The sequence below is a fragment of the Caulobacter radicis genome (genome assembly GCF_003094615.1).
GTDB lineage: Bacteria > Pseudomonadota > Alphaproteobacteria > Caulobacterales > Caulobacteraceae > Caulobacter > Caulobacter radicis.
On the sequence record NZ_QDKO01000024.1, the window covers coordinates 20,494 to 46,439 of the forward strand.

28 protein-coding genes and 1 riboswitch are annotated in these 25,946 nt (G+C 69.5%); of the genes, 17 read left to right on the top strand and 11 right to left on the bottom strand.

Features of this window, described 5'->3' with window-relative positions; translation table 11 throughout:
- Window positions 1-14 precede the first annotated feature (14 nt).
- Window positions 15-1,478 carry a catalase gene (locus DDF62_RS15160; protein WP_116489871.1) on the bottom strand — a complete coding sequence of 488 codons (1,464 nt, stop codon included), beginning with the start codon at window positions 1,476-1,478 and terminating at the stop codon, window positions 15-17.
- 198 nt (window positions 1,479-1,676) lie between these two features.
- Between DDF62_RS15160 and DDF62_RS15165 the strand changes: the two genes are divergently transcribed.
- Entirely contained in the window at window positions 1,677-2,084 is a 408-nt protein-coding gene (locus tag DDF62_RS15165; RefSeq protein WP_116489872.1) for a MerC domain-containing protein, read from the top strand.
- A 66-nt stretch (window positions 2,085-2,150) separates the two neighbouring features.
- Window positions 2,151-2,579 carry a DUF6491 family protein gene (locus DDF62_RS15170; protein WP_116489873.1) on the top strand — a complete coding sequence of 143 codons (429 nt, stop codon included), beginning with the start codon at window positions 2,151-2,153 and terminating at the stop codon, window positions 2,577-2,579.
- 6 nt (window positions 2,580-2,585) lie between these two features.
- On the opposite strand, the gene DDF62_RS15175 is transcribed toward DDF62_RS15170, so the two are convergent.
- The 3 genes from DDF62_RS15175 to DDF62_RS15185 form a co-directional block, all read right to left on the bottom strand.
- Window positions 2,586-4,421, bottom strand: a complete 1,836-nt coding sequence (locus DDF62_RS15175) for a glycoside hydrolase family 9 protein (protein WP_165832260.1) — start codon at window positions 4,419-4,421, stop codon at window positions 2,586-2,588.
- Window positions 4,422-4,551: 130 nt separating this feature from the next.
- A complete protein-coding gene (locus tag DDF62_RS15180) occupies window positions 4,552-5,130 on the bottom strand; it encodes a hypothetical protein (protein WP_116489875.1) in 579 nt (192 codons plus the stop codon).
- A 280-nt stretch (window positions 5,131-5,410) separates the two neighbouring features.
- On the bottom strand, window positions 5,411-5,758 hold the full coding sequence (locus DDF62_RS15185; RefSeq protein ID WP_116489876.1) for a putative quinol monooxygenase: 348 nt from the start codon (window positions 5,756-5,758) through the stop codon (window positions 5,411-5,413).
- An 84-nt stretch (window positions 5,759-5,842) separates the two neighbouring features.
- Here DDF62_RS15185 and DDF62_RS15190 point away from each other — a divergent pair, with 84 nt between their 5' ends.
- Both DDF62_RS15190 and DDF62_RS15195 read left to right on the top strand, forming a co-directional pair.
- Complete coding sequence (locus tag DDF62_RS15190) at window positions 5,843-6,163, top strand: ArsR/SmtB family transcription factor (protein WP_116489877.1); 321 nt, start codon at window positions 5,843-5,845, stop codon at window positions 6,161-6,163.
- 57 nt (window positions 6,164-6,220) lie between these two features.
- Window positions 6,221-7,720: a DUF885 domain-containing protein gene (locus DDF62_RS15195; protein WP_208866877.1), complete on the top strand. Its 1,500-nt coding sequence runs from the start codon at window positions 6,221-6,223 to the stop codon at window positions 7,718-7,720.
- A 135-nt stretch (window positions 7,721-7,855) separates the two neighbouring features.
- On the opposite strand, the gene DDF62_RS15200 is transcribed toward DDF62_RS15195, so the two are convergent.
- On the bottom strand, window positions 7,856-9,493 hold the full coding sequence (locus DDF62_RS15200; RefSeq protein WP_116489878.1) for a pectate lyase: 1,638 nt from the start codon (window positions 9,491-9,493) through the stop codon (window positions 7,856-7,858).
- Between the two features lie 500 nt (window positions 9,494-9,993).
- On the opposite strand from DDF62_RS15200, the gene DDF62_RS15205 reads away from it, so the two are divergent.
- The 3 genes from DDF62_RS15205 to DDF62_RS15215 all read left to right on the top strand — a co-directional run bounded on the left by DDF62_RS15205 (window position 9,994) and on the right by DDF62_RS15215 (window position 13,313).
- Entirely contained in the window at window positions 9,994-10,173 is a 180-nt protein-coding gene (locus tag DDF62_RS15205) for a hypothetical protein (protein WP_116489879.1), read from the top strand.
- An 83-nt stretch (window positions 10,174-10,256) separates the two neighbouring features.
- Window positions 10,257-11,279 carry a sensor histidine kinase gene (locus DDF62_RS15210; RefSeq protein ID WP_116489880.1) on the top strand — a complete coding sequence of 341 codons (1,023 nt, stop codon included), beginning with the start codon at window positions 10,257-10,259 and terminating at the stop codon, window positions 11,277-11,279.
- A gap of 87 nt (window positions 11,280-11,366) precedes the next feature.
- A complete protein-coding gene (locus DDF62_RS15215) occupies window positions 11,367-13,313 on the top strand; it encodes a transglycosylase domain-containing protein (protein ID WP_244286831.1) in 1,947 nt (648 codons plus the stop codon).
- Window positions 13,314-13,458: 145 nt separating this feature from the next.
- On the opposite strand, the gene cuyB is transcribed toward DDF62_RS15215, so the two are convergent.
- Together cuyB and cuyA are read right to left on the bottom strand one after the other, a co-directional pair.
- A complete protein-coding gene (gene cuyB, locus DDF62_RS15220; RefSeq protein WP_116489881.1) occupies window positions 13,459-14,121 on the bottom strand; it encodes a cysteate racemase in 663 nt (220 codons plus the stop codon).
- A gap of 11 nt (window positions 14,122-14,132) precedes the next feature.
- Window positions 14,133-15,134: a D-cysteate sulfo-lyase gene (cuyA, locus tag DDF62_RS15225; protein ID WP_116489882.1), complete on the bottom strand. Its 1,002-nt coding sequence runs from the start codon at window positions 15,132-15,134 to the stop codon at window positions 14,133-14,135.
- Between the two features lie 217 nt (window positions 15,135-15,351).
- Here cuyA and DDF62_RS15230 point away from each other — a divergent pair, with 217 nt between their 5' ends.
- From DDF62_RS15230 to ypfJ, 3 genes are read left to right on the top strand one after another with little or no spacing between them, the layout of a single operon-like run.
- Window positions 15,352-15,969: a tetratricopeptide repeat protein gene (locus DDF62_RS15230; protein ID WP_116489883.1), complete on the top strand. Its 618-nt coding sequence runs from the start codon at window positions 15,352-15,354 to the stop codon at window positions 15,967-15,969.
- A 43-nt stretch (window positions 15,970-16,012) separates the two neighbouring features.
- On the top strand, window positions 16,013-16,402 hold the full coding sequence (locus tag DDF62_RS15235; protein ID WP_116489884.1) for a hypothetical protein: 390 nt from the start codon (window positions 16,013-16,015) through the stop codon (window positions 16,400-16,402).
- Between the two features lie 14 nt (window positions 16,403-16,416).
- Window positions 16,417-17,265 carry a KPN_02809 family neutral zinc metallopeptidase gene (ypfJ, locus tag DDF62_RS15240; protein WP_116489885.1) on the top strand — a complete coding sequence of 283 codons (849 nt, stop codon included), beginning with the start codon at window positions 16,417-16,419 and terminating at the stop codon, window positions 17,263-17,265.
- 4 nt (window positions 17,266-17,269) lie between these two features.
- On the opposite strand, the gene DDF62_RS15245 is transcribed toward ypfJ, so the two are convergent.
- Both DDF62_RS15245 and DDF62_RS15250 read right to left on the bottom strand, forming a co-directional pair.
- The gene (locus tag DDF62_RS15245; protein ID WP_116489886.1) at window positions 17,270-18,040 is read right to left on the bottom strand and encodes a hypothetical protein; all 771 of its coding nucleotides are present in this window, start codon (window positions 18,038-18,040) and stop codon (window positions 17,270-17,272) included.
- Between the two features lie 58 nt (window positions 18,041-18,098).
- Window positions 18,099-18,617 carry a RidA family protein gene (locus DDF62_RS15250; RefSeq protein WP_116489887.1) on the bottom strand — a complete coding sequence of 173 codons (519 nt, stop codon included), beginning with the start codon at window positions 18,615-18,617 and terminating at the stop codon, window positions 18,099-18,101.
- A gap of 124 nt (window positions 18,618-18,741) precedes the next feature.
- Window positions 18,742-18,847: riboswitch (TPP riboswitch) on the top strand.
- 74 nt (window positions 18,848-18,921) lie between these two features.
- Here DDF62_RS15250 and thiC point away from each other — a divergent pair.
- From thiC to DDF62_RS15270, 5 genes are all read left to right on the top strand, one after another.
- Complete coding sequence (gene thiC, locus DDF62_RS15255; protein WP_116489888.1) at window positions 18,922-20,760, top strand: phosphomethylpyrimidine synthase ThiC; 1,839 nt, start codon at window positions 18,922-18,924, stop codon at window positions 20,758-20,760.
- A gap of 84 nt (window positions 20,761-20,844) precedes the next feature.
- Window positions 20,845-21,357, top strand: a complete 513-nt coding sequence (locus DDF62_RS15260; RefSeq protein ID WP_116489889.1) for an ATPase — start codon at window positions 20,845-20,847, stop codon at window positions 21,355-21,357.
- A complete protein-coding gene (locus DDF62_RS25675) occupies window positions 21,354-21,515 on the top strand; it encodes a hypothetical protein (RefSeq protein WP_165832261.1) in 162 nt (53 codons plus the stop codon). Before DDF62_RS15260 ends, DDF62_RS25675 begins: the two co-directional genes overlap by 4 nt.
- A gap of 21 nt (window positions 21,516-21,536) precedes the next feature.
- Window positions 21,537-22,898, top strand: coding sequence for a S41 family peptidase (locus tag DDF62_RS15265; protein ID WP_116489890.1), 1,362 nt, complete (start codon window positions 21,537-21,539; stop codon window positions 22,896-22,898).
- A 79-nt stretch (window positions 22,899-22,977) separates the two neighbouring features.
- Entirely contained in the window at window positions 22,978-23,331 is a 354-nt protein-coding gene (locus DDF62_RS15270; protein WP_116489891.1) for a DUF1428 domain-containing protein, read from the top strand.
- A 4-nt stretch (window positions 23,332-23,335) separates the two neighbouring features.
- On the opposite strand, the gene DDF62_RS15275 is transcribed toward DDF62_RS15270, so the two are convergent.
- A complete protein-coding gene (locus DDF62_RS15275; protein ID WP_116489892.1) occupies window positions 23,336-24,133 on the bottom strand; it encodes a tetratricopeptide repeat protein in 798 nt (265 codons plus the stop codon).
- A gap of 123 nt (window positions 24,134-24,256) precedes the next feature.
- Between DDF62_RS15275 and DDF62_RS15280 the strand changes: the two genes are divergently transcribed.
- A complete protein-coding gene (locus DDF62_RS15280; protein WP_116489893.1) occupies window positions 24,257-24,658 on the top strand; it encodes a hypothetical protein in 402 nt (133 codons plus the stop codon).
- Between the two features lie 69 nt (window positions 24,659-24,727).
- Entirely contained in the window at window positions 24,728-25,120 is a 393-nt protein-coding gene (locus DDF62_RS15285) for a hypothetical protein (protein WP_116489894.1), read from the top strand.
- Window positions 25,121-25,418: 298 nt separating this feature from the next.
- Here DDF62_RS15285 and msrB read toward each other — a convergent pair whose 3' ends face one another.
- Window positions 25,419-25,898: a peptide-methionine (R)-S-oxide reductase MsrB gene (msrB, locus tag DDF62_RS15290; protein WP_101719817.1), complete on the bottom strand. Its 480-nt coding sequence runs from the start codon at window positions 25,896-25,898 to the stop codon at window positions 25,419-25,421.
- Window positions 25,899-25,946 lie beyond the last annotated feature (48 nt).

Here is a 25,946-nt window from a genome sequence, read left to right on the forward strand (position 1 = left end):
ATTTTTCTTGGGCGCTACTCGGCCGCCGCGACCTGGGGCGGGGCCAGGCGCGAGAGGGCCTCGGCCACGCCCGCGCCGTAGGCCGGATCGGCCTTGGTGCAGTTGGCGATGTGCCGCTGCTGGATGTCGGCGCTGGCGCCGCCCAGCGAGCGGGCGGTGTTGTCGAACAGGGCCTGCTGCTGGCCCGCGTCCATCAGCCGGAAGAGGTCGCCCGGCTGCTGGTAGTGGTCGTCGTCGACGCGGTGGTCCCAGTGGGCGGCGGCGCCCTCGATGGCCAGCGGCGGCTCGGCCATGTGCGGATGGTCGATCCATTCGCCGCGGCTGTTGGGCCAGTAGGCCGGGGTGGCGCCGAGATTGCCGTCGACCCGCATCGCCCCGTCGCGGTGGTAGCTGTGATAGGGGCACTTGGGCGCGTTCACCGGGATGTGCACGTGGTTCACGCCCAGGCGATAGCGCTGGGCGTCGCCGTACGAGAAGAGGCGCGCCTGCAGCATCTTGTCAGGCGAGAAGCCGATGCCGGGCACGATGTTGGCCGGCGTGAAGGCGGCCTGCTCGACCTCGGCGAAGACGTTCTGGGGATTGCGGTTCAGTTCCAGCACCCCGGCCTCGATCAGCGGGAACTCGCCCTTGGGCCAGACCTTGGTCAGGTCGAACGGGTTGAAGCGGAAGGCCTTGGCCTGCGCGTCGGTCATGATCTGGACGTACAGCGTCCAGCGCGGGAACTCGCCGCGCTCGATGGCCTCGAAGAGGTCGCGCTGGCTGCTCTCGCGGTCCTTGCCGACCAGGACCTCGGCCTCGCCGTCGGTCAGGTTCTCGATCGGCTGCTGGCTGCGGAAGTGGAACTTCACCCATACCCGCTCGTTGGCCGCGTCGATGAAGCTGAAGGTGTGGCTGCCAAAGCCGTGCATGTGGCGATAGCCGCGCGGTAGGCCCCGGTCGCTCATCACGATCGTCACCTGGTGCAGGGCCTCGGGCAGCAGGGTCCAGAAGTCCCAGTTGTTCTGGGCGCTGCGCATGCCCGTGCGCGGGTCGCGCTTGACCGCGTGGTTGAGGTCGGGGAAGCGCAGCGGGTCGCGGAAGAAGAACACCGGGGTGTTGTTGCCGACGAGGTCCCAGTTGCCGTCCTCGGTGTAGAACTTCACGGCGAAGCCGCGGATGTCGCGCTCGGCGTCGGCCGCCCCGCGCTCGCCGGCCACGGTGGAAAAGCGCAGGAACACCGGCGTTTCCTTGCCCACCTCCGCAAACAGCCTGGCCTTGGTGAAGCGGGAGATGTCGCCGGTGACCGTGAAGGTCCCATAGGCGCCCGAGCCCTTGGCGTGCATGCGCCGCTCGGGGATCACCTCGCGGTCGAAATGGGCCAGCTTCTCCAGCAGCCAGATGTCCTGCAGCAGGGCCGGACCGCGCGGGCCGGCGGTCTCGATATTGACGTTGTCATGGACGGGCGCGCCGTTGGCGCGGGAAAAACGGGCGTCCGACATGGCGGTCTCCGGCGGTGTTGCGTGGCGGCGAGACTCGCCGATGGCGCCGGTCGCGGGCTTGAACGATCGCGTCGTTCAGAAGGTGCAAGTCGGGGCGAGGCGTAACGTCGCTATGGACAAAATTAGCCGCCCCGCCCTTGACCTGGTGTTATGTAATAACATCTAAGTCGCCTCGACCGTTCGCACCCGGAGTACCGCATGGCTCGCCACAACCACCTGCAACGGGGTCTCGACAGCGCCGCGATCGGCCTTTCGGGCCTGTGCCTGGTGCACTGCCTGGCCCTGCCGGCCATGGCCGCCCTGTTGCCGCTGGCCGCGAACCTGTCGCATGCCGAGTGGCTGCACCCGCTGTTCCTGGCCATGGCCGCGCCGGTCTCGGTCTTCGCCCTGGCGCGCTCGGGCAATTGGAAGCGGCCCGGCATGGTGGCCCTGGCGGTCGCCGGCCTGTCGCTGATGGCGGCCGGCGCCTTCGTGCCGATGGCCGACTGGGCCGAAGCCGCCCTGACCAGCCTGGGCGGCCTGGCCCTGGCCGGCGTCCACCTGCTCAACGCCCGGATCTGCTCGTGCGCCGAGCAGGCGGAGCTGGAACCGGCCGCCCGGATCTGAGCCGCTTTCGCAACGCTTGAGGCTGCGCTATCGTCGCAACCGACAAGACAGTCGCGAGGTCCGCCCATGAAGTCCGCGTCTCTCATCGCCTTGGCCGCACTGGCCCTCGGCGCAGCGCCGGCCGTAGCCGACAACGGCCAGGTGTTCGATCACGGCGCCCAGCTGCGGGCCTATTCCAGCGTGCTGCCGCGCGACAACGCCCGGCAGTGCTTCAACGGGGCGGTGATCACCGGCGCCAACCGTTCGGGCGACAACACCGTCTACGTCCAGTCCACCCAGGGCATCTATCGGCTGCGCCTGGCCAGCGACTGCGACGGCCTGAACGCCGCCGAGAAGATCAATGTCCGCTCGAGCGGCAGCGACATCATCTGCCCGGGCGAGATCGCTGACGTGATCGCCAAGACCGCCGCCGGCCCGCGGCATTGCCGGGTGGCCGAGGTGCGTCGTCTGACGTCCGCAGAGATCTCGGCCCTCTCGGCCGCGTCGCGGCGCTAGGCGGGCTCACCCCTCGTCGAGGAACGCCGCCACCCAGAAGAACGGCGCGTTCCAGTTCACCGCCACCTCGTTCTGGGTGAAGGCGTCGATGCTGTCGGTCCAGCAGGTCTGGGCCGCGCACTTGCCTTCCATCGCCTTGGCCACCTCGTCGCTGAAGGCGGTGTTGTTGGGGCCGCCCGAGATCACGCCGGGCGGCGGGGCCGGATACTTGCCCTTGCCCACCCAGAAGCGGTGGTGCGGATGCTTCATCGGCTGCGCTCCCCAGCCGGTGACGTAGGACTGGTCCAGCGGATTGCGGCCCAGCACGTAGTCCATGGCGTCGGCGGCGGCCTGACGATAGGCGGCCTTGCCGGTGAAGTCGTAGGCCAGGCCCAGCACCATGGCGCGGTTCATGACCACGCCGTTCGAGCCCCAGACATAGCGCGTCCCCGCGTCCGGCAGGCGATAGCCGGCCTGAAGGTCCTCGGCGGCGTACCTGTCGGCGGCGGCGACCACGCCGGCGCGGGCGGCGTCGCGCACCTGGGCCGGGACCTTGTCGGACAGGGCCAGCGAGATCACGCCCAGCGTCGAGGTCGAGCCCCAGCCCGGCGCCTCGGCCGGCTTGCCGGCGGCCGGCATGTAGGGCGAGGCGGTGACGACCTCGCCGTAAGATCCCTCGCCGGTGGTCGCCCACAGCTCGGCGGCGGCCCAGAACAACTCGTCCGACAACTCGCCGTCGCCATAGCCGCCCCCGCCGTTGAACTGGCTGTGGGCATAGACCTCCGGATTGCGCCGCGCGGCGTCAAACGCGGATCGGGCGACCTTCAGGCAGCGGGCCGAGAAGGCCGGGTCGACGTCCTTCCACACTCGTGCGCACTGGGCGGCGACGGCGGCCAGGTTCAGCGTCGCGCCTGTGGTCGGGTGGAACAGATAGCGCGGGGCCGGATCCTCGTGCGGCGCGGTCGGCACGCCGGTCCAGTAGGCGTCGGTCAGCTTCTGGTGGGCCATGCCCGAGGCGTCGACATCGGTCAGCGCCAGCTGTCCCTTGTCCTGCTTGCCGATCGGCAGGGCCATGGTCGTTCCGGGCGGGACCTGCATGCGCAGCAGGAACTCAAGCTCCCAGCGGGCCTCGTCCAGCAGGTCGGAGACGCCGTTGCCGGCCTCGGGGATGCGCTGGGCGCCGTCGGCGAAGTCGGGCGTCCTGCCGCGGGCCGTCAGCCGCTCGTGATAGTTCACCAGCGTCCAGACGGCGATTCCGCCATTGACCACGTACTTGCCGTGGTCGCCGGCGTCGTACCAGCCCTTGCTGGCGTTGAGCTCATAGCCGCAGCCGGCCCAGACCTGGCCCCGCTGGTCCTGGCCGTTGAAGCAGGTGGCGCGGTCGGGGGCGTGGGCGGCCGGGCGGGCCAGCTTGGGGTCGTCGCCGAACCGCGCCTCGATCGCGACCCCGCTGCGGTTCTGGTAGAAGAAGGCGAGAGCGTCGCGCTTGAGCCGCGCGTAGGGATGGGCGTCGATCGCGAACGGCCGGCTGGCCCGCTGGCCGACCTTCAGCCGATAGCCGTAGCCGGCCGGGGCGGCCGAGAAATCGATCTGGTGCAGGCTTTCGCCCGAGGCCGCGTCGGGGCCGACCACGCGGGTCTGGCCCTTGGCGACGACGCGGCCGTCCTTGTCTTCCAGCGTCCAGGCCAGGGGCGTCGTCGAGGTCTCCGGCAGCACCGCCAGCTTGCCCGCGCTTTCCAGCAGGCCGACCTGGTTCAGGCGGATCGGGGTGATCGGTTCCGCCGCCAGGCTGGGCGAGGCGAGGGCGGCCAAGGCGGTCAGCGCGGTCGCCGCCAGCAGGGCGGGCATCGAAAGGTGCGGCAAGGGCTTCCTCCGGGACGCGAAACAGATGGGCGTCTTTTCGCGCCCCGGCGAGACCCTAGGCGATATCTGACAGCGTTGTCACGCCTTGCCGTGGAGCGCGCGCAATTCCGGCGCGCTCCTGGACCGGCCGCTAGTAGCCGACGAACGGCAGCGAGGAGTGGTGCACGATGATCCGCACCACGCCGCGGTCGTCCTTCTTGAACACCCAGGTCTTGTCGACCACGGTCGGGTTGTCGTTCTTGTCGCGCAGTTCCAGCTTGCCCATCGTGCTGGCCACCGCGCCGTTGATCTGGATGCCGACGGGCTTGTAGCTCACGCTGCGCCACGGCAGCAGGGCGAACCCGTCGTCATAGGGATAGGCTTTGTCGTGGCCGACGAAATAGGCCAGGGCGCCGGCCTTGGTCGTGCGGAAGGTCTGAGGTTCGCGGGTCAGGGTCGGCTTGAACAGCACCGGACCGAGTTGATAGCCGTAGGCCTTGTCGATGAAGTCGCTGGCGACGGCCTTGGCCTTCTCGAAGTTGTTCTCGTTCTCGTCATAGGCCAGCGAGATGGACACCAGGCCCTTGCCCCAGGCCTCGGCGGCGGCGCGGACCTCCGCTTCGGAGATCCTGGGGGTTATCGCTTGCGCGGCGGCCGGCGCCGAGGCGCCCGTGACGGCGGCCAGGGCGAAGGCCGAGGCGATCAGGGCGCGGCGATTGGTCGAAGTCATCGGGTCGTACCTCCGTGGGAAAGCGGCGGCCGACATGGACCGCGCGCGATGGGCTGGACGCGGACGCTGACTGGCTACTGGGTCTTTCGGGCGCGAAGGGCGTCCTCGAAGACAGCTGGCGCCATGGGGGGCGGCCGCGCCGCCCGCCCGGGAACGGGCGCGCTGTCGTCGGCATGACTGGATGGTCGCCCCCCGAAGGCGCCGTCGGCACCTTCGAGAGAATTCATCGATTTTGCAATCTGTGAATGTATTGCGCGCTACTGCACCCAGCCGCGCGTCGCTAGGCGGCCGGGCTACTCATCCGCAGCCAGCGGACCTTGAGCTCGCCGTCCAGATAGTCGGCGCGGTCGGCCAGGAAGCCGAGGATGTAGGGCTCTTCGAAGTGCTTCAGCAGCGCGGCGCGGTCGCTCCAGGCCTCGTAGAACACGAAGAGGTCGCGGTCGGCGCGGTCGCGATGCACGTGATAGGCCACGCAGCCGGCCTCCTGGCGCGTCGGCTCCACCAGCGACACTAGGCGCGCCTCCAGCTGGTCGGCCATGCCGGGACGGGCGCGGGCCGTGCCGACCAGCGCGTAGGGGCCGGTCTCGCCGGCGTCGGGCAAGGGCGGGCCGAAGAGGGAGTTGGACATGCTGGGCCTCATAGGTAAGGATATGTGCTTACCTAAAGCGCCTTGTAGGTAAGGTTCAATCCTTACCTTTGATCTGGAGACCTGATGCCCGACGCCGACGGCCACCCCGAACCCGAGGAAATGCAGCTGGGCGCCTTGCTGGCGGCCCTGGCCGATCCCCTGCGTCGCCGCGTCGTCGCCGAGCTGGTCCGCGCCGAGCCGTCGACCGAGCGCACCTGCGTCTCCTTCGGCCTGCCGGTCAGCAAGGCCTCGCTGACCCACCACTTCCGGGTGCTGCGCGAGGCGGGCCTGATCCGCCAGGTCGACCGCGGCAATAGCCGCGCCGCCCAGCTGCGCCGCGACGAGATCGAGGCCCGCTTCCCCGGCCTGCTGGCCCTGATCGCGGCCGAGGACCAGCCCCTCTAGACACCGGTGTCTTTCCCGCTAGGACAGGGGGTAACGAGACAAGAGGGAGGCGGCCGGATGATCGATCGTCGCGCGATGATGCTGCTGGCCGGCGCGAGCCTGGCCGCCGGTCCGGCCCTGGCCCAATCTGGCGATGCGGTGCTGAAAACGTTGCTGGACGGCTTCGCCAAGGGCGGAACGGTCGACGACAAGCTGAAGGCCCTGGCCGCCCTCGATCCCCAGGACTTGTCGCCCAAAGCCCGCCTCGACTACGACGCCGTGCGCATCGCGACGACGGCCGAAGCAGAACTGGTGCGCCGCTTTCCGTTCGGCGCGGGCGCGGCGGGGCCGTATGTCGTCACCACCCGCTCGGGCGCCTGGCAAAAGGCCTCGGAGGCCTGGGGCGACGCCGCGCCGGCGATGGTCGCGCGCATCCAGGCCGAGACCGACCGCATCCGCAAGGACGCCGCCGCCGGGGTCGTCCCGCCCGCCTTCCTGATCGATCGCCTGGACAAGGCCCTGGTCGAGGCGCGGTCGAAATCCTCGCCGTCGGTGGGGGGCGCGCTGAACGGCCAGCGCAACGCCTTGCTGGCCTTGAAGCCTCGCGCCGGGACCGCCGCCGGCGTGCGCTTCAAGGATCGCGGGGCCTATTACGCCGCCATGCTGAAGACCCAGCTGGGCGCGCCCTTGGCCCCAGTCGAGGCCCGCCGCCGGCTGGACGAGGCGATCAAGGGCCTGCACGTCCGCGCCGACGTCCTGCTGAAGGCCCAGGGGCTGAGCCAGGGCGGGGTGGGCGAGCGCCTGCGGGCGCTGATGGCCGACGAGCGCTTTCTCTATACGGACGACGACGCCGGCCGTGACCGCGCCATCGCCGACATGGCGCCTTGGCTGGCCAAGGCCCGCGCCCGTTTGCCCCTGGCCTTTGGTGATTTGCCCGGCGCGGTCGACGCGGTGTCCGTACGCCGCATGTCGCCCGCCGACGAGGCCGCCGGCCGTCAGGGCTATCGCGACCTGCCGTCAGCGGACGGGACGAAGCCGGGCGCCTATTACGTGGACCTCAAGCGCATCCGCGATCGGCCCAGCTGGAGCCTGCCGGCCGTGGTGCATCACGAGGTGCTGCCCGGCCATATGTTGCAGATCCCCAAGGAGGCGCTGTCGGGCGCGCACCCTTACCGTTCGCGCGTGGCCTGTCCGGCGGCGATGGAGGGCTGGGCCGTCTATGCCGAGCACCTGGCCTGGGAGATGGGCGCCTTCGACGGCGAGCCCCTGGCCGAGATCGGCGGCCTCTACTGGATCCTGTTCCGCGCCGCCCGCGCCCGCATGGACATCGGGATCCACATGGAAGGCTGGACGCCAGAGCGGGCCATGGCCTTCCTGGCGGACGTCCAGGGATCGCCGGTGATCTTCGCGCCCTTCACCCAGGAGGTCGAACGCGCCGCCATCGCCCCGGGCGCGGCGGCCGGGCAGGGGATGTATTGGCTGGAACTGGCGCGGCTGCGTCGCGCCTGGGGCGGAACCCTGCGGGAGTTCCACGGCCGGGTGCTGGACCGCGGGACGCTGCCGCTTTCGCTTATCTAGGTCCTCCCCCCGAAGGGGGAGGTGGCCCGGAGGGCCGGAGGGGGAAGTCTCCGCTGACGTGGAGGGCGCTGTTGGCTCACAGGCAACATCCCCATCCGTCGCTTCGCGACACCTCCCCCTTCAGGGGGAGGATCGTTACGCCGCGCCGACGTACTTCAGCAGCGTGACCATGTTCTCGATGTAGCTGCCCGTGGAGATGCCGATCTTCGGCTTGTCGGTGACGTAGGGCGAGGTATCGCTCGCGTCGCCCACGTGGGTGCGGCTGAAGTCGCCCGGGGCCGGGGTGGGCGAGCCGTCGCCGATATAGGGGTTGCTGGTCGCCTTCAGCTCGGTGGGCCACCAGCCGGCCTCGTTCAGCGCCGCGATCAGGCCCGCGGCCTTGTCGGGCGCGCCCGCCGTCGCGTCGCCCTTCAGGGCGCCGACGTTCAGGTCCGACACCGACACGTCCTTGAGCGTGTAGTATTTCGGCAGCGCCTGGCGGCCGCCCTTCAGCGGCGAGGCCTTGCTGGCGACCTCGGGCGGGGTGGCCTTCAGGGTTTCCAGCCGCTTGCGGAGGGCCGGAATGTTGACGCCCCGGAACGACGAGTAGTGCGCCACCGTATTCTCGGGGTTGCCGTCGACATAGTAGCGGCCGTTGACGACGTTGCTGCCGGTGCGGTGCACGAACAGAGGCTTGTTCGTGCCGATCTCGACGAAGGTCGGGAACTGGCGGCCCTTCTGGTGTTCGACCGGCAGCTTGGTGGTCTCCAGCCAGTCCAGCGCTTCACCTAGGCGCGCCAGGTACTTCGGATCGCCGGTCAGCTCGTAGAAGCCCATGCAGGCGGTGACGTTGGCCGCCGTGGTGTGGGTGGCGAAGGCCTCGGGCTCGTAGGTGCGAGCGCCCGACGGCTTGAGGTCGGAGACCTTGTGCTGCAGGCCCCAGCCGGCCTGGGGCAGGGGCTGCTGGCAGGCGACGAAGCAGTCCATGGCCTTCTTCACGGCCGGCAGCACGCGCGGGTCGCCCAGCGCCTGCCAGACCATCAGCAGGAACTCGATGTTCTCGCCGGCCACGTCGTCGTTGAAGGTGATGTAGCCGGTGTAGTCGGGCCGGCCGTGATGGTGGAACTCGTCCTTCAGCGGGAAGCGCTGGGGCCAGCCGCCGACCGGGTACTGGCTGTCGAGGACGAACTGGACGGCCTTGTCCAGCGCCGGCTTGAAGGCCTCGTCCTTCTTCTCGACATAGAGCCGCAGCAGGAACTGCGAGCTTTCGGCCGTGCCGGCGTCGTCGAAGGTGGCGTTGCCGTAGTAGTGCTGGAATTCCTCGAGCCGCCAGCCGTTCTTGCCGATGGTGTCGTACCACTTGCGAATGGACTGCTCGCCGGCCAGGTCGCCCAGATAGTTCCAGCCGCCGGCCGGATGCTGGATCTTTATCAGGGCGCCGGCCACCTGCTTGGCGGCCTCGTAGTAATATTCGTCGCCGGTGGCGTGATAGGCGTCGAGGAACAGGTGGCCCATGGTCGCCGTGCCGGGCGGCTGCACCCAGATCATCGTCGGATAGGCCTCCATCTCGCCCCAGCGACGCGAGAAGTCGGGCAGGTAGCTCCAGACGTAGCCGCCCTGGTAGGCGACCTTCTCGACCATGAAGGTGGTGGCCCGCTTCATTGTCGCCAGCGCCGCTTCCTTGCTCGGCGCCTCGGCCGCCAGGGCCTTGAAGGGCGCCAGGCCCGCGGCGGCGGCGAAGGCGGCAGCGGTGGTCGCCAGCAGGCGGCGGCGGGAGAGGGGGCTGAGCGGCATCGACGCGATAACTCCAGAGCGGGCGGGCGCGACGCGGGGACGCAGGCGGCAGGGTCCGGAGGCTGGTCGCGACGCTCGTTTCCAAGCTGCGCCTTGGTTTCCTTCCCCGTCGAGGCCGAAGGCCTCGAATCCTTGCCGCCGTTGGTCCGGCGCGCGTTTGGCGACACAATGTCCACCGGTGTCATGCTTGGCAAGCGCCCTGTTGGCGAGACGGCGCCGAATTTCCCCTGAGACGTGTGCGACAGGCCGCCGCGTTGTCTCAGGAGGCGATATCCAACAAATGACCACCATCGGTTCATGAGGCGACGCCGCCGCGCCGGAAAGGCAGCGGGCGACGCCGTCCTGTTGGGGAACAGGACGACACCCCCGGGTCGTATGGCCCGGGGGTGTTTTCATATGTGCTTTCGCACTTAACCAGCTGAGAGCGTTAACAAAACCCTTCGGCCTGCGTCGCGCGGTCGCATGGAGAACGACGTTCATTCGCAGTAAAGACTCTCACCATGCCGAGCCAAAACGATCATCTCAGGGAAGCCGAACGGCTGGAGCGTCAGGCCGAGATCGCCGACAGCGCCCACGCCCGCGACGCCCTTCGCCGCATGGCCCAGACCTCGCGCATCACCGCCGCGATGGTCGGACTGATGGAAGCCTGCGCCGAGGACGCCCCCGCGGCCGCCTGCTGAGGCCGATCCTTCGAGGACGCCCTGACGATCGTAGCGGCCTCGCGCAACTCGGGCTCCGCAAGGGGCCGGGCGACGGAGGGGGCATGGGGCAGGACCGTACGGACGATGGCGTGCTGGCCAGCGCCGGCGCCTATTTCCACAGCGTGCTGGAAGCCAGCCAGGACTGCATCCGCGTGCTCAGTCGCGCCGGCCTGATCGAATACATGAACTTGCGCGGCCGCGAACTGTTCGAGATCGACGATTTCGAGGGCCGAAACCGCCATCGCTACTGGCCCGACATGTGGCCGCCCGAAAGCCGTCCCGCCGTCGAGGACGCCCTGAGCAAGGCCCTGGCCGGCGGCTCCTCGTCGTTTCGCGCCCTGTGCCCGACCGCCAGGGGCAATGTCCGCTGGTGGGACACCACGGTTTCCCCGGTGCGGGACGAGGCGGGCAGGGTGGTGCGGGTGCTGGCCGCCTCGCGCGACGTCACCGCCGCCATGCTGGCCGAGCGCCACCGCCAGCTGCTGGTCAACGAGCTCAATCATCGTGTGAAGAACACCCTGGCCATCGTCCAGTCGATCGCCGCCCAGTCGCTGCGCAACGCCGGGGTCGATCCGGCCGTGCGGCGGGCCTTCGAGGGCCGGCTGATGGCCATCGCCGCCACCCACAACGTGCTGACCGAGGAGAACTGGGCCGCCGCCAGCCTGCGCCAGATCGTCGAGGGCTCGGTGCGTCCCTATCGCAACGCCGACCACGAGGTGGCGGTCGACGGACCCGACCTGATGGTCTCGCCCAAGCCGGCGGTGGTCATGGCGCTCGCCTTCCACGAACTGGCGATCAACGCCCTGAAGTACGGCGCCCTGTCGGTTCCCGGCGGCGAGGTCGAGGTGCGCTGGACCTCGCAGCCCGGCGCGCGCCTCCTGGTCACCTGGACCGAGCGCGGCGGCCCGCCGGTGGCGCGGCCTTCGCGGCGCGGTTTCGGCTCGCGGATCATCGAACTGGCCCTGGCCAGCGAACTGGACGGAGAGGTCGAGCTCGACTACCGGCCCGAGGGCCTGGTCTGCACCCTTCGCGCGCCCCTGGCGGCGCTCGACCGGGTGGACGCCTTCATGGCGCTGCAGGCCTGAGGCCGGAAACCTCCGGCCTGCTGTGACGCTTTCCTGCCGCAAGTTCTTGCCATTCAGGCGAGGGCTGAAACAGGAAACGGGGGCCGAGTGGCCGATTTCGACTGGCGATCCTGGACGGTGAAGGCGCGGCATGGCGCGCTGGCCGTGGCCGCTTTCGTCGCCGCGAGAGCCCGTGGAACCGTCGCCTTCGTTCGCCGCCATCCGCGCTGGATGGGCTTCCTCGGCCTGGTCTTCGCCGCACTGCTGGCCGCCTTCGTCTGGATCGGCGTCAGCCTGCCGCTGTCGCGCTCGCTGGAGCCGCTGGACAGCCCCGCCGTCGTGCTGCTGGACGCCCAGGGCAAGCCCTTCGCCCGGCGCGGGGCCTACAAGGAGGCGCCGGTCGTCGTCGCCGACCTGCCCAAGTACGTACCAGACGCCTTCATCGCCATCGAGGACCGGCGCTTTCGCCGCCACTTCGGCCTGGATATCTGGGGCATGGGTCGGGCGGCGGCGGTCAACATAAAGGCCGGCAAGGCCCGCGAGGGCGCCAGCACCATCACCCAGCAACTGGCCAAGAACGCCTTCCTCAGCAACGAGCGCACGCTCCGCCGCAAGGCGCAGGAGGCGGTGATCGCCGTCTGGCTGGAACTGCGCCTGTCGAAGGACGAGATCCTCGCCCGCTATCTCTCCAGCATCTATTTCGGCGATGGGGTCTACGGCCTGGGCGCGGCCTCGCGGCACTATTTCGGCCGTCCGCCCGAGAAGCTGACCCTGGGCCAGGCCGCGATCCTGGCCGGCATGGTCAATGCGCCCAGCCGCCTGGATCCCGTCGACAACCCCAAGGCCGCCGCCGCCCGCGCCGACCGGGTGCTGGCCGACATGGTCGAGGTGAAGTTCATCACCCCCGAGCAGGCGCAGAACGCCCGCGGCGCCCGGGCCCGGGCCACGCGCGCCAGCCTGCCGGTCGGCGGCTATTTCGCTGACTGGGTCTCGCCGCAGATCGCCGACGCCTTCGAGACCGCCCGCTACGGTGAGGTCCGCGTGCCAACCACGCTGGACGGCCGCCTGCAGCGCCGCGCCGAGCAGGCCGTCAACAACGCCCTGGCCAAGTCGGGAACCCGGCTGAAGGCGGGGCAGGCGGCGCTGGTCGCCATGCGCCCCGACGGCAAGGTGGTGGCCATGGTCGGCGGCCGCTCCTACGCCAAGAGCCAGTTCAATCGCGCCGTCCAGGCCAAGCGCCAGCCGGGCAGCGCCTTCAAGCTGTTCGTCTATCTGGCCGCCCTGCGCGACGGGGCGCGGCCCGACATGCGGGTGGTCGGCGATCCCGTGACCATCAACGGCTGGACGCCCAGGAACTACGAGGGCGGCGCGGGAACCGACCTGACCCTGCGCGACGCCTTCGCCCAGTCCAACAACATCATCGCCGCCCGCATCTGGCAGACGGCCGGCGGCGAGGCGGTGGTCCAGGCCGCCCGCGATCTGGGTATCAACTCGCCGCTGAAGGCGACGGACCCCAGCCTGTCGCTGGGCGCGGCCGAGACGACGTTGCTGGAGCTGACTGGCGCCTATGCCGCCGTCGCCTCGGGCCACATGCCGGTCGCGCCCTACGGCAGGCCGCGCAAGGACGGCGAGGCGCCGCCGCCCAGCCGCCAGCTCGACACCGCCCAGCGCGCGGCGCTTTACGAGCTGCTCGGCGCCGTGGTCGAGGAAGGCACGGGCCGCGCGGCCCGCACCGGCCAGCTGACCTATGGCAAGACCGGCACCACCCAGGAGCATCGCGACGCCGTCTTCGTCGGCTTCACCGGCGACCTGGTGGTCGGGGTGTGGGTCGGCAACGACGACCACTCGCCGATGAACGGCGTCACCGGCGGCGGCCTGCCGGCCCAGATCTGGCGCGACTTCGTCGGCCAGGGGCTGAAAGCGGGTTTGATCGCCCGCGACCGGGCGCCGGTTCCCCGCGTGCAGCCGCCCTCGGAGGAAGAGGGGCTGGAGCGTGAGCTGGAACAGGACCTCGGCGGCATCCCGCGCTGGCTGCGCCGGATCTTCGGGGGGTGATCTAGGAACCTCCCCCGTGGGGGAGGCGGCCGAAGGCCGGAGGGGGGAGGTTTTCAGCCTCCGGGACGATGTGTGAGTTCGCAACCACACCCCCCACCGATCGCTGCGCGATCGCCTCCCCCACAGGGGGAGGTCCCTTGGCCAGTTACCGGCAAACCTCCACGCACCGCTTGGCCAACGCCTGCGTCGCGTCGACGAACGGCACGGTCAGGTCGTCCTGGCCCATGACCAGCGGCACTTCGGTGCAGCCCGCCACCACGGCCTGGGCGCCCAGTCCCACCAGCCGGTGGGCCAGCGCCGCCATGGTCTGGCGCGAGGCGTCCGACAGGTCGCCGCGCTTGATGCGGTAGAGCAGGGCCATGAACTCGACCTGCTCGTGGTCGCCCAGGGTGACGGCCTCCAGCCCCAGGTGCGCCAGCCGGTCGCGATAGATCGAAAGACCGCCGGCCGTGCCTAGCACGCCGATGCGGGTCGCACCGCCGATGCGGGCGGCCTCCACCGCCGTCTCCGGCAGGTCGATCAGCGGCAGGCCGCTGGACGTCACCTGCTCGGCGAAGGCGTGGGCGGTGTTGCAGGCGATGGCCAGCACCTGCGCGCCCGCGTCGCGCAGCCCCGCGGCCATGGCCGCCAGCACCGGCCCGGCCGCGTCGCCCTGCGTATTGCGGTCGGGGATTTTGGGATTGATGTCGACCAGCACCCGGATGTGGTCCTGCTCGCGGACCACGGGCGTGGCGGCCTGCAGCTTGGCCAGGAAGTCGAGGGTGGCGGCCGGACCCATGCCGCCCAGCACGCCTAGGACCTTGCTCATCGCGGCTCTCCTCAGCCCAGCGCCGGTTCCAGCACCGACTGGTAGCCGAACAGCCCTTGGGCGCCGCCAGTGTGCAGGAACACCACCCGCTCACCCTTGAACGCGCCCTTGCGGGCCTGGTCGATCAGGCCCTTCATCGCCTTGCCCGAATAGACCGGATCCAGCAGCAGGCCTTCCGTCCGTGCGGCAAGGGCCAGGGCGTCGATCACCCCCTGGTCGACCAGGCCGTAGCCTTCGCCCACATAGTCGCAGTCGGCCACGACGGCCTCGCGCCGCACCCGGCCGGCGGCTCCGATCACCTCGGCGGTGGCGACGGCCAGGTTGAAGACGTTCTCTTCCTGCTTGGCCTTGGGCGCGCGCACGCCGAAACCGAGGATGGGCACGTCGACCGACAGCGCCGAAAAGCCGGCCACCAGGCCCGCATGGGTGCCGGCGCTGCCGGTGGCGGTGACCAGGCGGTCGATCTTCAGGTCCAAGCCGTCGGCCTGCACGACCAGTTCGCGGGCGCAGTCGACATAGCCAAGCGCGCCCACCGTGTTGGAGCCGCCGCCGGGGATCACATAGGGCTTGCCGCCGCGCCGGCGGACGATCTCGGCGGTCGCCTCCAGCTCCTCGTTCATGTCGGTCCCGCCCGGCACGAAGCGGATCGCCGCGCCCATCAGCCGGTCGAGCAGCACGTTGCCGTTGCCGACATAGTCGCTGGCCTTCGAGCCGGTGCGCTCCTCGAGAATGACTTCGGTCGCAAGGCCGTAGCGAGCCCCGGCCGCGATCGTCTGGCGCACGTGGTTGGACTGCACCGCGCCTTGCGTGACCAGGGTGTCGGCGCCCAGGGCCAGGGCCTCGCCGAGCAGGAATTCCAGCTTGCGGGTCTTGTTGCCGCCGCCGGCCAGGCCCGTGCAGTCGTCGCGCTTTACCCACAGGTCGAGCCCGAGTTCCGCGCCCAGGCGGGGCAGGGGCTCCAGCGGCGTCGGCAGGTGGGCGAAGCGGGCGCGGGGAAAGCGGGCCAGGTGCATGCGGGAACTCCGATCCGGACGCCTGGAGATAGGCCGCGCGGGCGCGGCTGGCAAAGCGTTTCGGCGAGGCGTCGGGCCCAAACGGTGCTATGCTGGCGCTCGCCTGGCGGCCTCGACGTCGCCGGGCTCGAAAAGCCTGTCCCCGCGTACCCGCGGCTTGGTTTTCCCCATCCCCGCGGGCCCGTCGGAAGGCCGGGCGGACGTTGGGAGAAAACGTATGAAAGCCAAGATCCTCAAGTCTCGGCCGCCGCCGCGCATCGGCCGTTCCGGCGCGCGCACCCTGCGCGGCTGGATCCTCGGCGTCGCCGTGCTGGCGATGTCGCCGCTGACCGGCGGCGCGGCCGCCTCGGTGCTGATCATCGGCGGCGGCATCGCCAAGGACTGTTCCGAGGCCGTGATCCGCGGGCGCTACGACAACGACACCATGCGGCTGTGCACCACGGCGCTGGAGATCGAGACCCTGTCGCTGGGCGACCGGGCCCGCACCCTGGTCAATCGCGGCGTGATCCAGCTGCGCCGCCAGGCCTATGTCGAGGCGCGCGCCGATTTCGACGCGGCCGGCCGCATCGAGCCGAAGCTGGGCGAGGTCTATGTCAACCGGGGCGCGGCCCTGGTGGCCGAGGATCGCTTCGCCGAGGGGCTGAGCGAGATCGACCGGGGCCTGGCCCTGGGCGTCGAGAAGCCCGAGCGCGCCTACTACAACCGCGCCCTGGCCCATGAGAACCTCGGCGACGTCAAGGCGGCCTATTACGACTTCCAGCGCGCGGCCGAGCTCGATCCGAAATGGGCGGCGCCGAAGGAAGAGCTGGCGCGTTTCTCGTTCAAGAGCCGCTGAGGCCGCGCTTTTCCGGCGCGCGGGGCGGCGACGGAGGCGTGGCATGAAGCGGTTGCTGGCGGGAACGGTCGCGGCGGCTCTGGCGCTGGCGGCGAGCGCGGCGGGCGCCCAGACGGATGCGAGCCTGGCGCAGGAGCGCGCGGCTGCTCGCATGGAGATCGAGGCCCTGCGCCAGCAGCAGATGGCCCAGGCCCGGCAGGCCCAGGCCGCCCGCGATCGCGCGGCGGCGGCCCAGACCCTGCGCTCGCTGCAGGCGCAGGGAAGCGCGCCCGGCGAGCCCTATCGTCCGCCGCCGGCCGAGGTCCTGCCCGAGCGGGGCGATCCGTCGGCGGGGCTGTCGCTGCGCCTGGACGAACTGGACCGCTTGACCGACGCGCGGCTGGCGCGGAGCAATGAAGTGCTGCGGGCCATCAAGCCCGCTTCGGATCGCTAGAGGGTCTTGCGCGCATGGAATGGGAAGGCGGCCGGCAGTCCGGCAACATCGAGGACCGGCGCGGTCTCGGACCCGTGGCGGCGGCCGGCGGCGGCATAGGCGCCCTGGTGCTGGCGGCGGTGGGCTATTTCGTGTTCGGCGTCGATCCCCAGACCACGCTGAACGCCGTCGAGGGCGTCCAGGCGCCGGCGGCCCAGCAGCAGGAAGGCCGGCGCGGCTCGGTGCAGGACGAGGGCGGCCGCTTCGTCGACGTCATCGAGACCTCCAACACGGACGTCTGGGGCCCGATCTTCGCCCGGTCAGGCGGCCGCTACGTCCCGCCGACCTCGGTCGTGCTCTATGACGACCAGACCGGCACCGGCTGCGGCCTTGGCCAGTCGGCGATGGGGCCGTTCTATTGCCCGGCCGACCGCAAGGTCTATCTCGACCTCAGCTTCTGGAACGAGCTGGAGAGCCGCTTCGGCGCCAAGGGCGAGTTCGCCCGCGCCTATGTGATCAGCCACGAGATCGGCCACCACATCCAGAACCAGCTGGGCGCCACCCGCCAGGCCGACCGCCTGGGCCGTCGCGGCGCCGAGAGCGGCTCGGTGCGGCTGGAGCTCCAGGCCGACTGCTACGCCGGCGTCTGGGCCCGCCACGCGCCCGAGGTCTCCAGCATCCGCATCACCCGCGCCGACGTCGAGGACGGCCTGGGGGCGGCGGCCGCCGTCGGCGACGACGCCATCCAGTCCAAGGCGCAAGGGCGGGTGATGCCCGACAGCTTCACCCACGGCACCAGCGAGCAGCGCATGCGCTGGTTCGGCAAGGGTTATGACGCCGGCAAGCCCGCCGCCTGCGACACCTTCGCGACGGACGATCTGTAGGGGCTCAGGCGGCCGCTTCGCCCGGCCGGGTCCGCCGCAGTTCCCGGTAGATCGCCGCCAGCACCAGCCACGACAGCACGCCGGTGAGCGCGTGCATGGTCGAGGTGATCGTGGGATGGAACCCTATCGGCTTCATCATCAGCGCGAGCAGCGCGGCCCGGATGGCGTGAAGGACGATGATGAACACGACCAGGCCCAGCTGGATCCAGAACAGCGGCCAGCGGCGGCCCTTGGTCAGTTGCAGGGCGCGGCCCAGGGCCTGGCGCGGCGACCTCGTCTCGGTGACGGCGACGGCGGCGGCTGGGCCGATGAAGGCGTAGATCGCCAGGCCGACGACCTCGGCCGCCAGGCCCAGCAGCAAGCTGGTCATCGCCATGTCCTTCAGCGTCGCGTCCGGCGCCTGGATCATCGCCGCCAGACCCGTCGAGGCGATGGCCGGCAGGCTGATGAGCGCCGCCATCAGGTAGATCGCCGGAAAGCTCGACAGGGCCGCGCTGGCCGCCGACGATACGGACCGCTGCGCCAACACGAGATGCAGGAGCGCGCCGCCGACCAGCGATCCCAGGGCCAGGCGGATCAGCGAGCCCGCCGTGTCCGCCGCGATGGCGTGGGCGACAGGCGCATCGTCGAGGTTCGGCAGGCGGCCGAGGGCCAGATCGAGCACGGCGCGCGCCAGCACGTACACCACCGCGATCGCCAGGATGCCGACCCCATGGGCCTTCAGCATGCGGCCCAAGGCGCCGAACATGCCGGCGATCGAAAAGCGGTCGTCCATGATTCCCCCAGTCATGGTCAGGCTAGGGGGAAGGCGCCGCCTTGAGAACCAGCGCCCCCTACTTCTGCGGAGCGTGGGCGATGACCTGGATCTCGACGATGCCGCCAGGCGCCAGCACGCCGCTCGTCCCCACGGCCGTCCAGGCGGGGCTGGGACCCTTGATGAACTCGCTCTTCACGGCGTTGATCATGGCGATCTGCTCCCAGCGCGGGGCTGGCTGGTCGGGGCCTTCCCAGACGTGGAAGCTGTTGATCATCGCCACGTCGTCGAAGCTGGCGCCCGAAGCCTTCAGCGTCGCGTTCAGCGCCTTGAAGGCGCGCCGGACCTGGGTTTTGAACGCCTCGGCGTCCGTGCCCTCGCCGGGGGCGCGCCCGACGATCACGCCCGAGACGTAGAGCGTGTCGCCCACGCGCCGCGCCGGGGCGTACCTGATCTCGTCATAGGCCTTCTGGTGCTGGGCGTTGGGGATGATCACCTCGCCGCCGGAAGAGGGGATCTTCTTCGGATAGGTCTCCTGGGCGAGGGCCGGCGTGGCGAGAAGGGCGCAGAGCGCGGGCAGGATCAGGCGGCGGATCAAGGCGGACCTCCGAAAGAATGGCGTTCTCTGATCGACGCTGCGGCGGGCGAGGGTCCAGTGAATTTCCTGTCACCCGCGCCGCGCGACGGGCTCTTGACCCGCGCGTCAATCCTCCTAGTGTCCGCCCTGTTCACCGGGGGGTCGCTGTCGCGGCTGAGATTGGGCTTGAGCCCTGACCCGTCGAACCTGATCCGGGTCATGCCGGCGAAGGGAGGGAACGCGGATCTGGTACGTACAATCCAGGCCGTAAGACCGACTTAGCTCGACACGTCCGGGTCTCTTCAGTGCTTGAGGAGCCCGCAACATGAACGCTCAAACCCCCATCCTTCCGGCGACCGGAGACGTCGCCACCGGCCCCGTGCCGGGATCGCGCAAGGTCTACCAGGCCGGCGAGATCTTCCCCGACATCCGCGTGCCGTTCCGGGAGGTGGCCGTCCACCCGTCGGCCAACGAGCCGCCGGTGACGATCTACGATCCGTCCGGTCCCTATACCGATCCGAGCGCGACGATCGACATCGCCAAGGGCCTGGACCGCGCCCGCGACGCCTGGGTGGTCGCCCGCGGCGACGTCGAGGTCGTGGCCAATCCGCGTGAGGTGAAGCCCGAGGACAACGGCTTCGCCCAGGGCAAGCACCTGGCCCCGCAGTTCCCCGACAACGGCCGCAAGATCTATCGCGGGACCCAGGGCAAGCTGGTCACCCAGCTGGAATACGCCCGCGCCGGGATCATCACCGCCGAGATGGAATACGTCGCCATCCGCGAGAACCTGCGCCGCGAGCAGACCCGTCCGTGCGTGCGCGACGGCGAGGATTTCGGCGCCTCGATCCCCGACTTCGTGACGCCCGAGTTCGTGCGCCAGGAAGTGGCTCGCGGCCGCGCCATCATCCCGGCCAACATCAACCACGGCGAACTCGAGCCGATGGCGATCGGCCGCAACTTCCTGGTCAAGATCAACGCCAACATCGGCAACTCGGCCGTGCTCGGCACCGTCGCCGAGGAAGTCGACAAGATGGTCTGGGCCACGCGCTGGGGCGCCGACACGGTCATGGACCTGTCGACCGGCCGCAACATCCACAACATCCGCGACTGGATCATCCGCAACAGCGCCGTCCCCATCGGCACCGTGCCGATCTACCAGGCGCTGGAGAAGGTCGGCGGCGTGGCCGAGGACCTGAATTGGGAGGTCTTCCGCGACACCCTGATCGAGCAGGCCGAGCAGGGCGTCGACTACTTCACGATCCACGCCGGCGTGCGCCTGCCGTTCGTGCCGATGACCGCCAAGCGCGTGACCGGCATCGTCTCGCGCGGCGGCTCGATCATGGCCAAGTGGTGCCTGGCCCACCACAAGGAGAACTTCCTCTACGAGCGCTTCGACGAGATCTGCGAGATCATGCGCGCCTATGACGTGTCGTTCTCGCTGGGCGACGGCCTGCGTCCAGGTTCGACCGCCGACGCCAACGACGAGGCCCAGTTCTCCGAGCTGCGCACCCTGGGCGAACTGACCAAGGTGGCCTGGAACCACGGCGTGCAGGTGATGATCGAGGGGCCGGGCCACGTGGCCATGCACAAGATCAAGGCCAACATGGAAGAGCAGCTCAAGCACTGCCACGAGGCCCCCTTCTACACGCTCGGTCCGTTGACGACGGACATCGCCCCTGGCTACGACCACATCACCTCGGCGATCGGCGCTGCGATGATCGGCTGGTTCGGCACGGCGATGCTCTGCTACGTCACGCCCAAGGAGCACCTGGGTCTGCCCGACCGCAACGACGTGAAGGTCGGCGTGGTCACCTACAAGCTGGCCGCCCACGCCGCCGATCTCGCCAAGGGCCACCCGGGCGCGTCGATGCGCGACGACGCCATCAGCCGGGCGCGGTTCGAGTTCCGCTGGGAAGACCAGTTCAACCTCGGCCTCGACCCCGAGACCGCCCAGGCCTTCCACGACGAGACCCTGCCCAAGGAGGCGCACAAGACCGCGCACTTCTGCTCGATGTGCGGCCCGAAGTTCTGCTCGATGAAGATCAGCCAGGAAGTCCGCGACTTCGCCGCCGCCCAGGCGCCGAACACGGCCGAGCTGGGCATGGCCGAAATGAGCGAGAAGTTCCGCGAGCAGGGGTCGGAGATCTACCTGAAGACGGAGTAGGGACGGCTTTCCAAAAGTCGTTCTTGCGATGAAGCTGACGGGGCTCGGTTCTTGTGAACCGGGCCCTTTGTCATGTGGAGGCATATGCCGACGGTATTGATCATCGCCGGGCCGAACGGAGCGGGCAAAACAACCTTCGCCAATGCTCTGCTGGCGCGTCGTGTCGAGCCGTTCGAGTTCGTCAACGCAGACGAGATCGCGCGCCGAATGAGCCTGTCATCTCTCGATACGGCGACGAACATGCTGGCTGGAAGGCAGATGCTGGAACTGCTCGACGCTCTGACGCTGGAGAGGCGCGACATAGCGCTGGAGACGACCTTGGCGAGCCGTTCGTATGCGCGCCGGATCGAGCGCTGGCGAAGCGAGGGCTACCGCGTCGAGTTGGTCTATCTGCGTTTGCCCTCTGTCGAAGATTCGTTGGCTCGCGTGCGGCGGCGGGTCGAGATGGGCGGTCATGACATTCCAGAGCACGACATCCGGCGTCGGTTTCCAAGAAGCCTTCGCTATCTCGAAGAGATCTATAAGCCTGTCGTCGACGCTTGGCAGGTGTGGCTGAGTGGCGAGGGGGGCCTTGAACTGCTAGATTCATCGACATGAACCAGCGCTCCGACATCAAGCTCGTCGAGGAGGCCTTGAAGGAGGCGGCCTGGAAAGCGCGCTACGGTACGCGTGAGGAACGCGCGGGCAAATTTCTGGGGAAGCAGGTGGCGGTCGAGAAAGCGGTCGCAGTGCTTCAAAAGAAATCTGGCGACTGATCCCTGACGGAACGGGGCGGCATGCAGGTCCTGGCTGGCTTCACCCTAATCGCGGGGCTCCTTTACGCTGCGCCCGTCGTAGCGGCGCAGGCCGATTTTCGCCCCATCGTCGAGACTCGCGCTGTCGCCAAACCTCTGCAGGGCGTCTGGCGTTCACGCGGCTACGGCTGGGTCGTGCGGTTCGACGCTTCTGGCCCCAGCCTCTACCATCTGGCCGGCGACGATTGCTGGCGCGACCCCCGCGCCGAGGCCGATCCGGACGGGGTGCTTAAGCTGTGGCGGCCTGTCGGCGGCGCCATCGAGACGGTGGGCGAGGTCGATGGCACGCTCTATCGCTTCGATCGACTGAAGGCCCTGCCAACGGCCTGTTCCACCGTCCGGCCGTGGACGCCGCGGCGGACCCTGGCGGTCGTCGCCGATACCTTCGCCGCCTACTACCCCCTCTCCAAGGAACGCGGCCTCGACTGGACCGCTCGGCGAAGCGCGGCCTTCGCCGCACTCGGCGAAACCCCGGACGACGCGGCGCTGTGGAAGGCGGTGGCCGTGCTGCTGCGCGGGATCGACGACGCCCATGTGGAGCTCGACGGCGTCGTCGACGGCCAGATGCGCACCCGGCGGTTCGGCGAGGCGGCGGCGGTGATGCGGGCCAAGGTCGCTCCGGGCGGCGAGGCGGCCTGGACAAGGGCCTGGCGGGCGCAGGTGCTGGCCGCGCCGCTGGGCGTGCGCGAGGCGGCCGGCGGCCGGATCCTGTGGGGCCGCAAGGGCGAGGTCGGCTATCTGGCCCTGACCGGCATGGGCGGCTTCGACCCCAGGGCCGGCGACGACGACACGGCCTTGCTCGACGCGACGCTGGACGAAGCCATCGGCGCCTTCGCCGGCGCCGAGGCGGTGATCGTCGACGTCAGCGACAATCGCGGCGGCTACGACGTGATCGCCCGTCGGATCGCCGCCCGCTTCGCCGATCGGCGGCGCGAGGTCGGATCGAAGGTCGCGGTCGGCGGCGACGGCGTCGCCCAGCCGCTGTTCATCACGCCGTCGGACCGCCCGCGCTACCTCGGCCCCGTCTGGCTGTTGACCAGCCAGGTCACGGTCAGCGCCGGCGAGACCTTCACGCTGTCGATGCGCGCCCTGCCCAATGTGCGCCAGGCGGGCGAGACGACGCGCGGGGCTCTGTCGGACCAGTTGCAGAAGCCGCTGCCGAACGGCTGGCGCTTCGCCCTGCCGGTCGAGGTCCATCGCGACGCCGGCGGCCGGGTGGTGGAGGGCGAGGGGATCGCGCCGCAGGCTCCGCTGCCGGTCTTCCCGCCGGGAGAACCGCCCAATGACCCGCGAGGCCACGCCAGGGCGCTGGAGTGGGTGCTGGGCCGGATCTACGGGCGCTGAATTTTTCGCCGCGTCCCTGTCGGGCCTCTCCGCGTTGAAACGTCCTAAGGGGCGCAACAACGATCCAAGGGAGGATCCCATGACCTATGTCGACGGTTTCGTGGTCGCCGTGCCCAAGGCCAATGTCGAACGCTACAAGGAGATGGCCACGCTGGCCGGCTCGATCTGGATGGAGCTCGGCGCGCTGTCCTACGTCGAGGCCATCGCCGACGACGTGCCCTACGGCGAGCTGACCTCGTTCCCCCGCGCCGTCCAGCTGAAGGACGACGAGATCACCGTGTTCTCGTGGATCACCTACGACAGCAAGGCCAAGCGCGACGAGGTGATGGCCAAGGTCATGGAGGACGAACGCCTCAAGCCGTACATTAACGACATGCCCTTCGACGGAAAGCGCATGATCTTCGGCGGCTTCGAGACCATCGTCGAGCGCTGACCCGCTATTTGGGCTTCATGGCCTCTTCGCCATTCATGATTTGCAGTCCCTTGGCCTGGGCTCCGGCGCGCAACTGGGCGATGTAGCTCAGCTCGTGCTTGGCGCCGCCGTGGTCGGGCTCGATCTCCAGAGAGGCCTTGTAGGCCGCCTCGGCGTCGTCGAGGCGGCCCAGCTCGATCAGGGTGAAGCCCCGGGCGCGCAGCAGCCGGGCCTTGCCCTGCTGGTCGGCGATCAGGAAGGTTCCGGCCTTGTCGAAGGTGGCGTCGTACAGCGCCAGGGCGTCGGCATGGCGGCGCTGGGCGGTCAGCACCATGCCCTTTTCGGTGACCAGCATCAGGTTCTCGGGCTGCAAGGCCAGGCCCTTGTCGAGCCAGGCGTTCGCCTTGGCGAAGTCACGCGCTTCGACGGCGGCCGAGCCGAGCAGGAAGATGGCGACGCCGTAGGTGTTGAACTCCACCACCACCTTCGCCTGCTGGTCGGGCCGGGCGTCCTTGGCGGCGACGCCGGTCATCAGGCTGGCCAGCAGGCCTTGGCTGAGATTGCCGCTGCGGACGATGAAGACGCCGTCCCGCTCCTCGACGAGCGGGTAGGCGGTCGGTGTCCGCGAAGCCACGTCCTCCAGCTGCGGAACCATCTTGCGGATCTTCTTCAGGTCGCCGCTGTTCATGGCCTTCTGGACCAGAGCCCGGTCCTTGTCGGCCTGCTTGTCCACGGCTGCGGCCGCTTGAAGCGCCGGGGCTGCGTGGGCCAGGGGCGAGGCGGTGGCGAGCATCAGGGCGGCGAGCGGAACGGCGATACGCATGAGCTTCCTCCAGTGAAGCTTCAGGCTATGCTACGCGCGTAATATTGCAAGTATCGCGTGCTGTGTCGCCATCGGCAATTCCGGGTTGGCGGAACGTCCGCCGCAACGCCGCATTCCACGGTCATGCTCGAACTGATCCTCGACCTCTGCAATCTCGTCGGCGGCTTCCTGCTGGCGATCGGCCTGCTGGCCCTGCTGCCCAGGGCGGGCGACGACCTGGGGCGGTTCGCCGCGCGCCTGGCGCCGTTCGGCTGGATCGTCGGGATCGCGGCCCTGGTCTGCGGCGGCTACTTCCTGATCGTGCACCTGGTCTCGGGACCGCACGTCTTCCACTTCGAGATCGTTGGGATCGCCGTTGGCGTCCTGCTGCTGTGGGACCGCCTGCGGGCCGGCGCGGTGGCGCGGCGCCTGGGCGGATCGGGCGAGTTGCCGGCCAGCGGCGCCCAGGGAGCGGGCCTCGTCCTGTCGATCTTCGGGATCATCGCCATGATCGTAGGGTTGCAGGGTCTTTTCACGCCCGATTGAGGTGTAAGGTCCGCTTAAGGCCTCGGGCGCAGACTCTCAGGCATGCGCGATGCGGTCAGGGAGGCCGTCATGTCGTCCACCGTCACGTCCAGCACCCGTCGGTTCAGCGATCACTTCGAGCCGCAGGACATCGATCCGCAGGAGCAACGCCGCCTGCGCGGCCATCTCGAGCAGATCGACTACACCGCCTTCATCTCCAACCGAGAGATCATGGCCCAGGCTCTGGGAAGGCTCGACGCCGGCCATTTCCAGAAGCTGGCCGTGACCACGGCCCAGGCGCGCGCACGCTGGGCGGCCATGGCCCTTTCGATCAGCCAGTCGGGCCGCGCGCCCGACGCCGCCGAGGTCGAGAAGCTGGCCGCCCTGCGCCAGGCCTATGACGAGCTTTCGGCTGCCTACGAGGCCCTGCGCCGGATGGTCGAGCGCGGCTATGTCGCGTACGGGCCCGCCGCCGCGTCCTGATTTTTCGGGGTTCTGATTTTCGGAAAACGGGTTCGCGTCGGGAGAAGGTTGGGGGGAACGGGCCTCCTCCCGACGCGTCCGCCATGGAGCGCTGCAACCCTGCCGGAGGTTGTGCGCAGGCGGTTCGGACATACGCCTAGGGGACGTCGCCCGAGCGAGTCGCCGCACCTGCGGCGTCGGATCGAATGTGCTCTTTATAGTTGTGTCGAGCAATCCATTTTTTCCACCGAGGGTCGAATTTCCTTCGGGGAAAGCTTTGCCTTGCATTTGGGCGCGCCCTGAGAGGCGGCCCGGCCGCCTACGGCAGGCGGTCGCCGCGATGCAGCGGGTCGGGCAGCGGATCGCCCGCCTTCACGAACTGCAGCGACACCGAGTTGATGCAGTAGCGTAGCCGCGTCGGCGCGGGACCGTCGGGGAACACGTGGCCTTGGTGGCTGTCGCAGCGGGCGCAGCGGGTCTCGATGCGCACCATGCCGTAGGAGGTGTCGCGCACGGCCTTGACGTGATCCTCGTCGAACGGCGCGTAGAAGCTGGGCCAGCCGGTGCCGCTCTCGAACTTGGTCTCGTGCTTGAACAGCGGCAGGCCGCACAGCCGGCAGCCGTAGACGCCGGGGCTTTTCTCGCCCAGCAGGCCGCCGCAGAACGGGGCCTCGGTGCCGTGATGCAGCAGGACGCGCGCCTCCTCGGCGGTCAGGTCGCCTTCCAGGCGCTCGCGCTCGGCTTCGGTGGGCGGGGTCAGGTCGAAACCTGTGGAAGAGAGGGTGGCGGCTTGGGTCATGCGTGCCAATCTAGGGGCTCGCACGGCCCGCCGGTAGGGCAGGCCGCA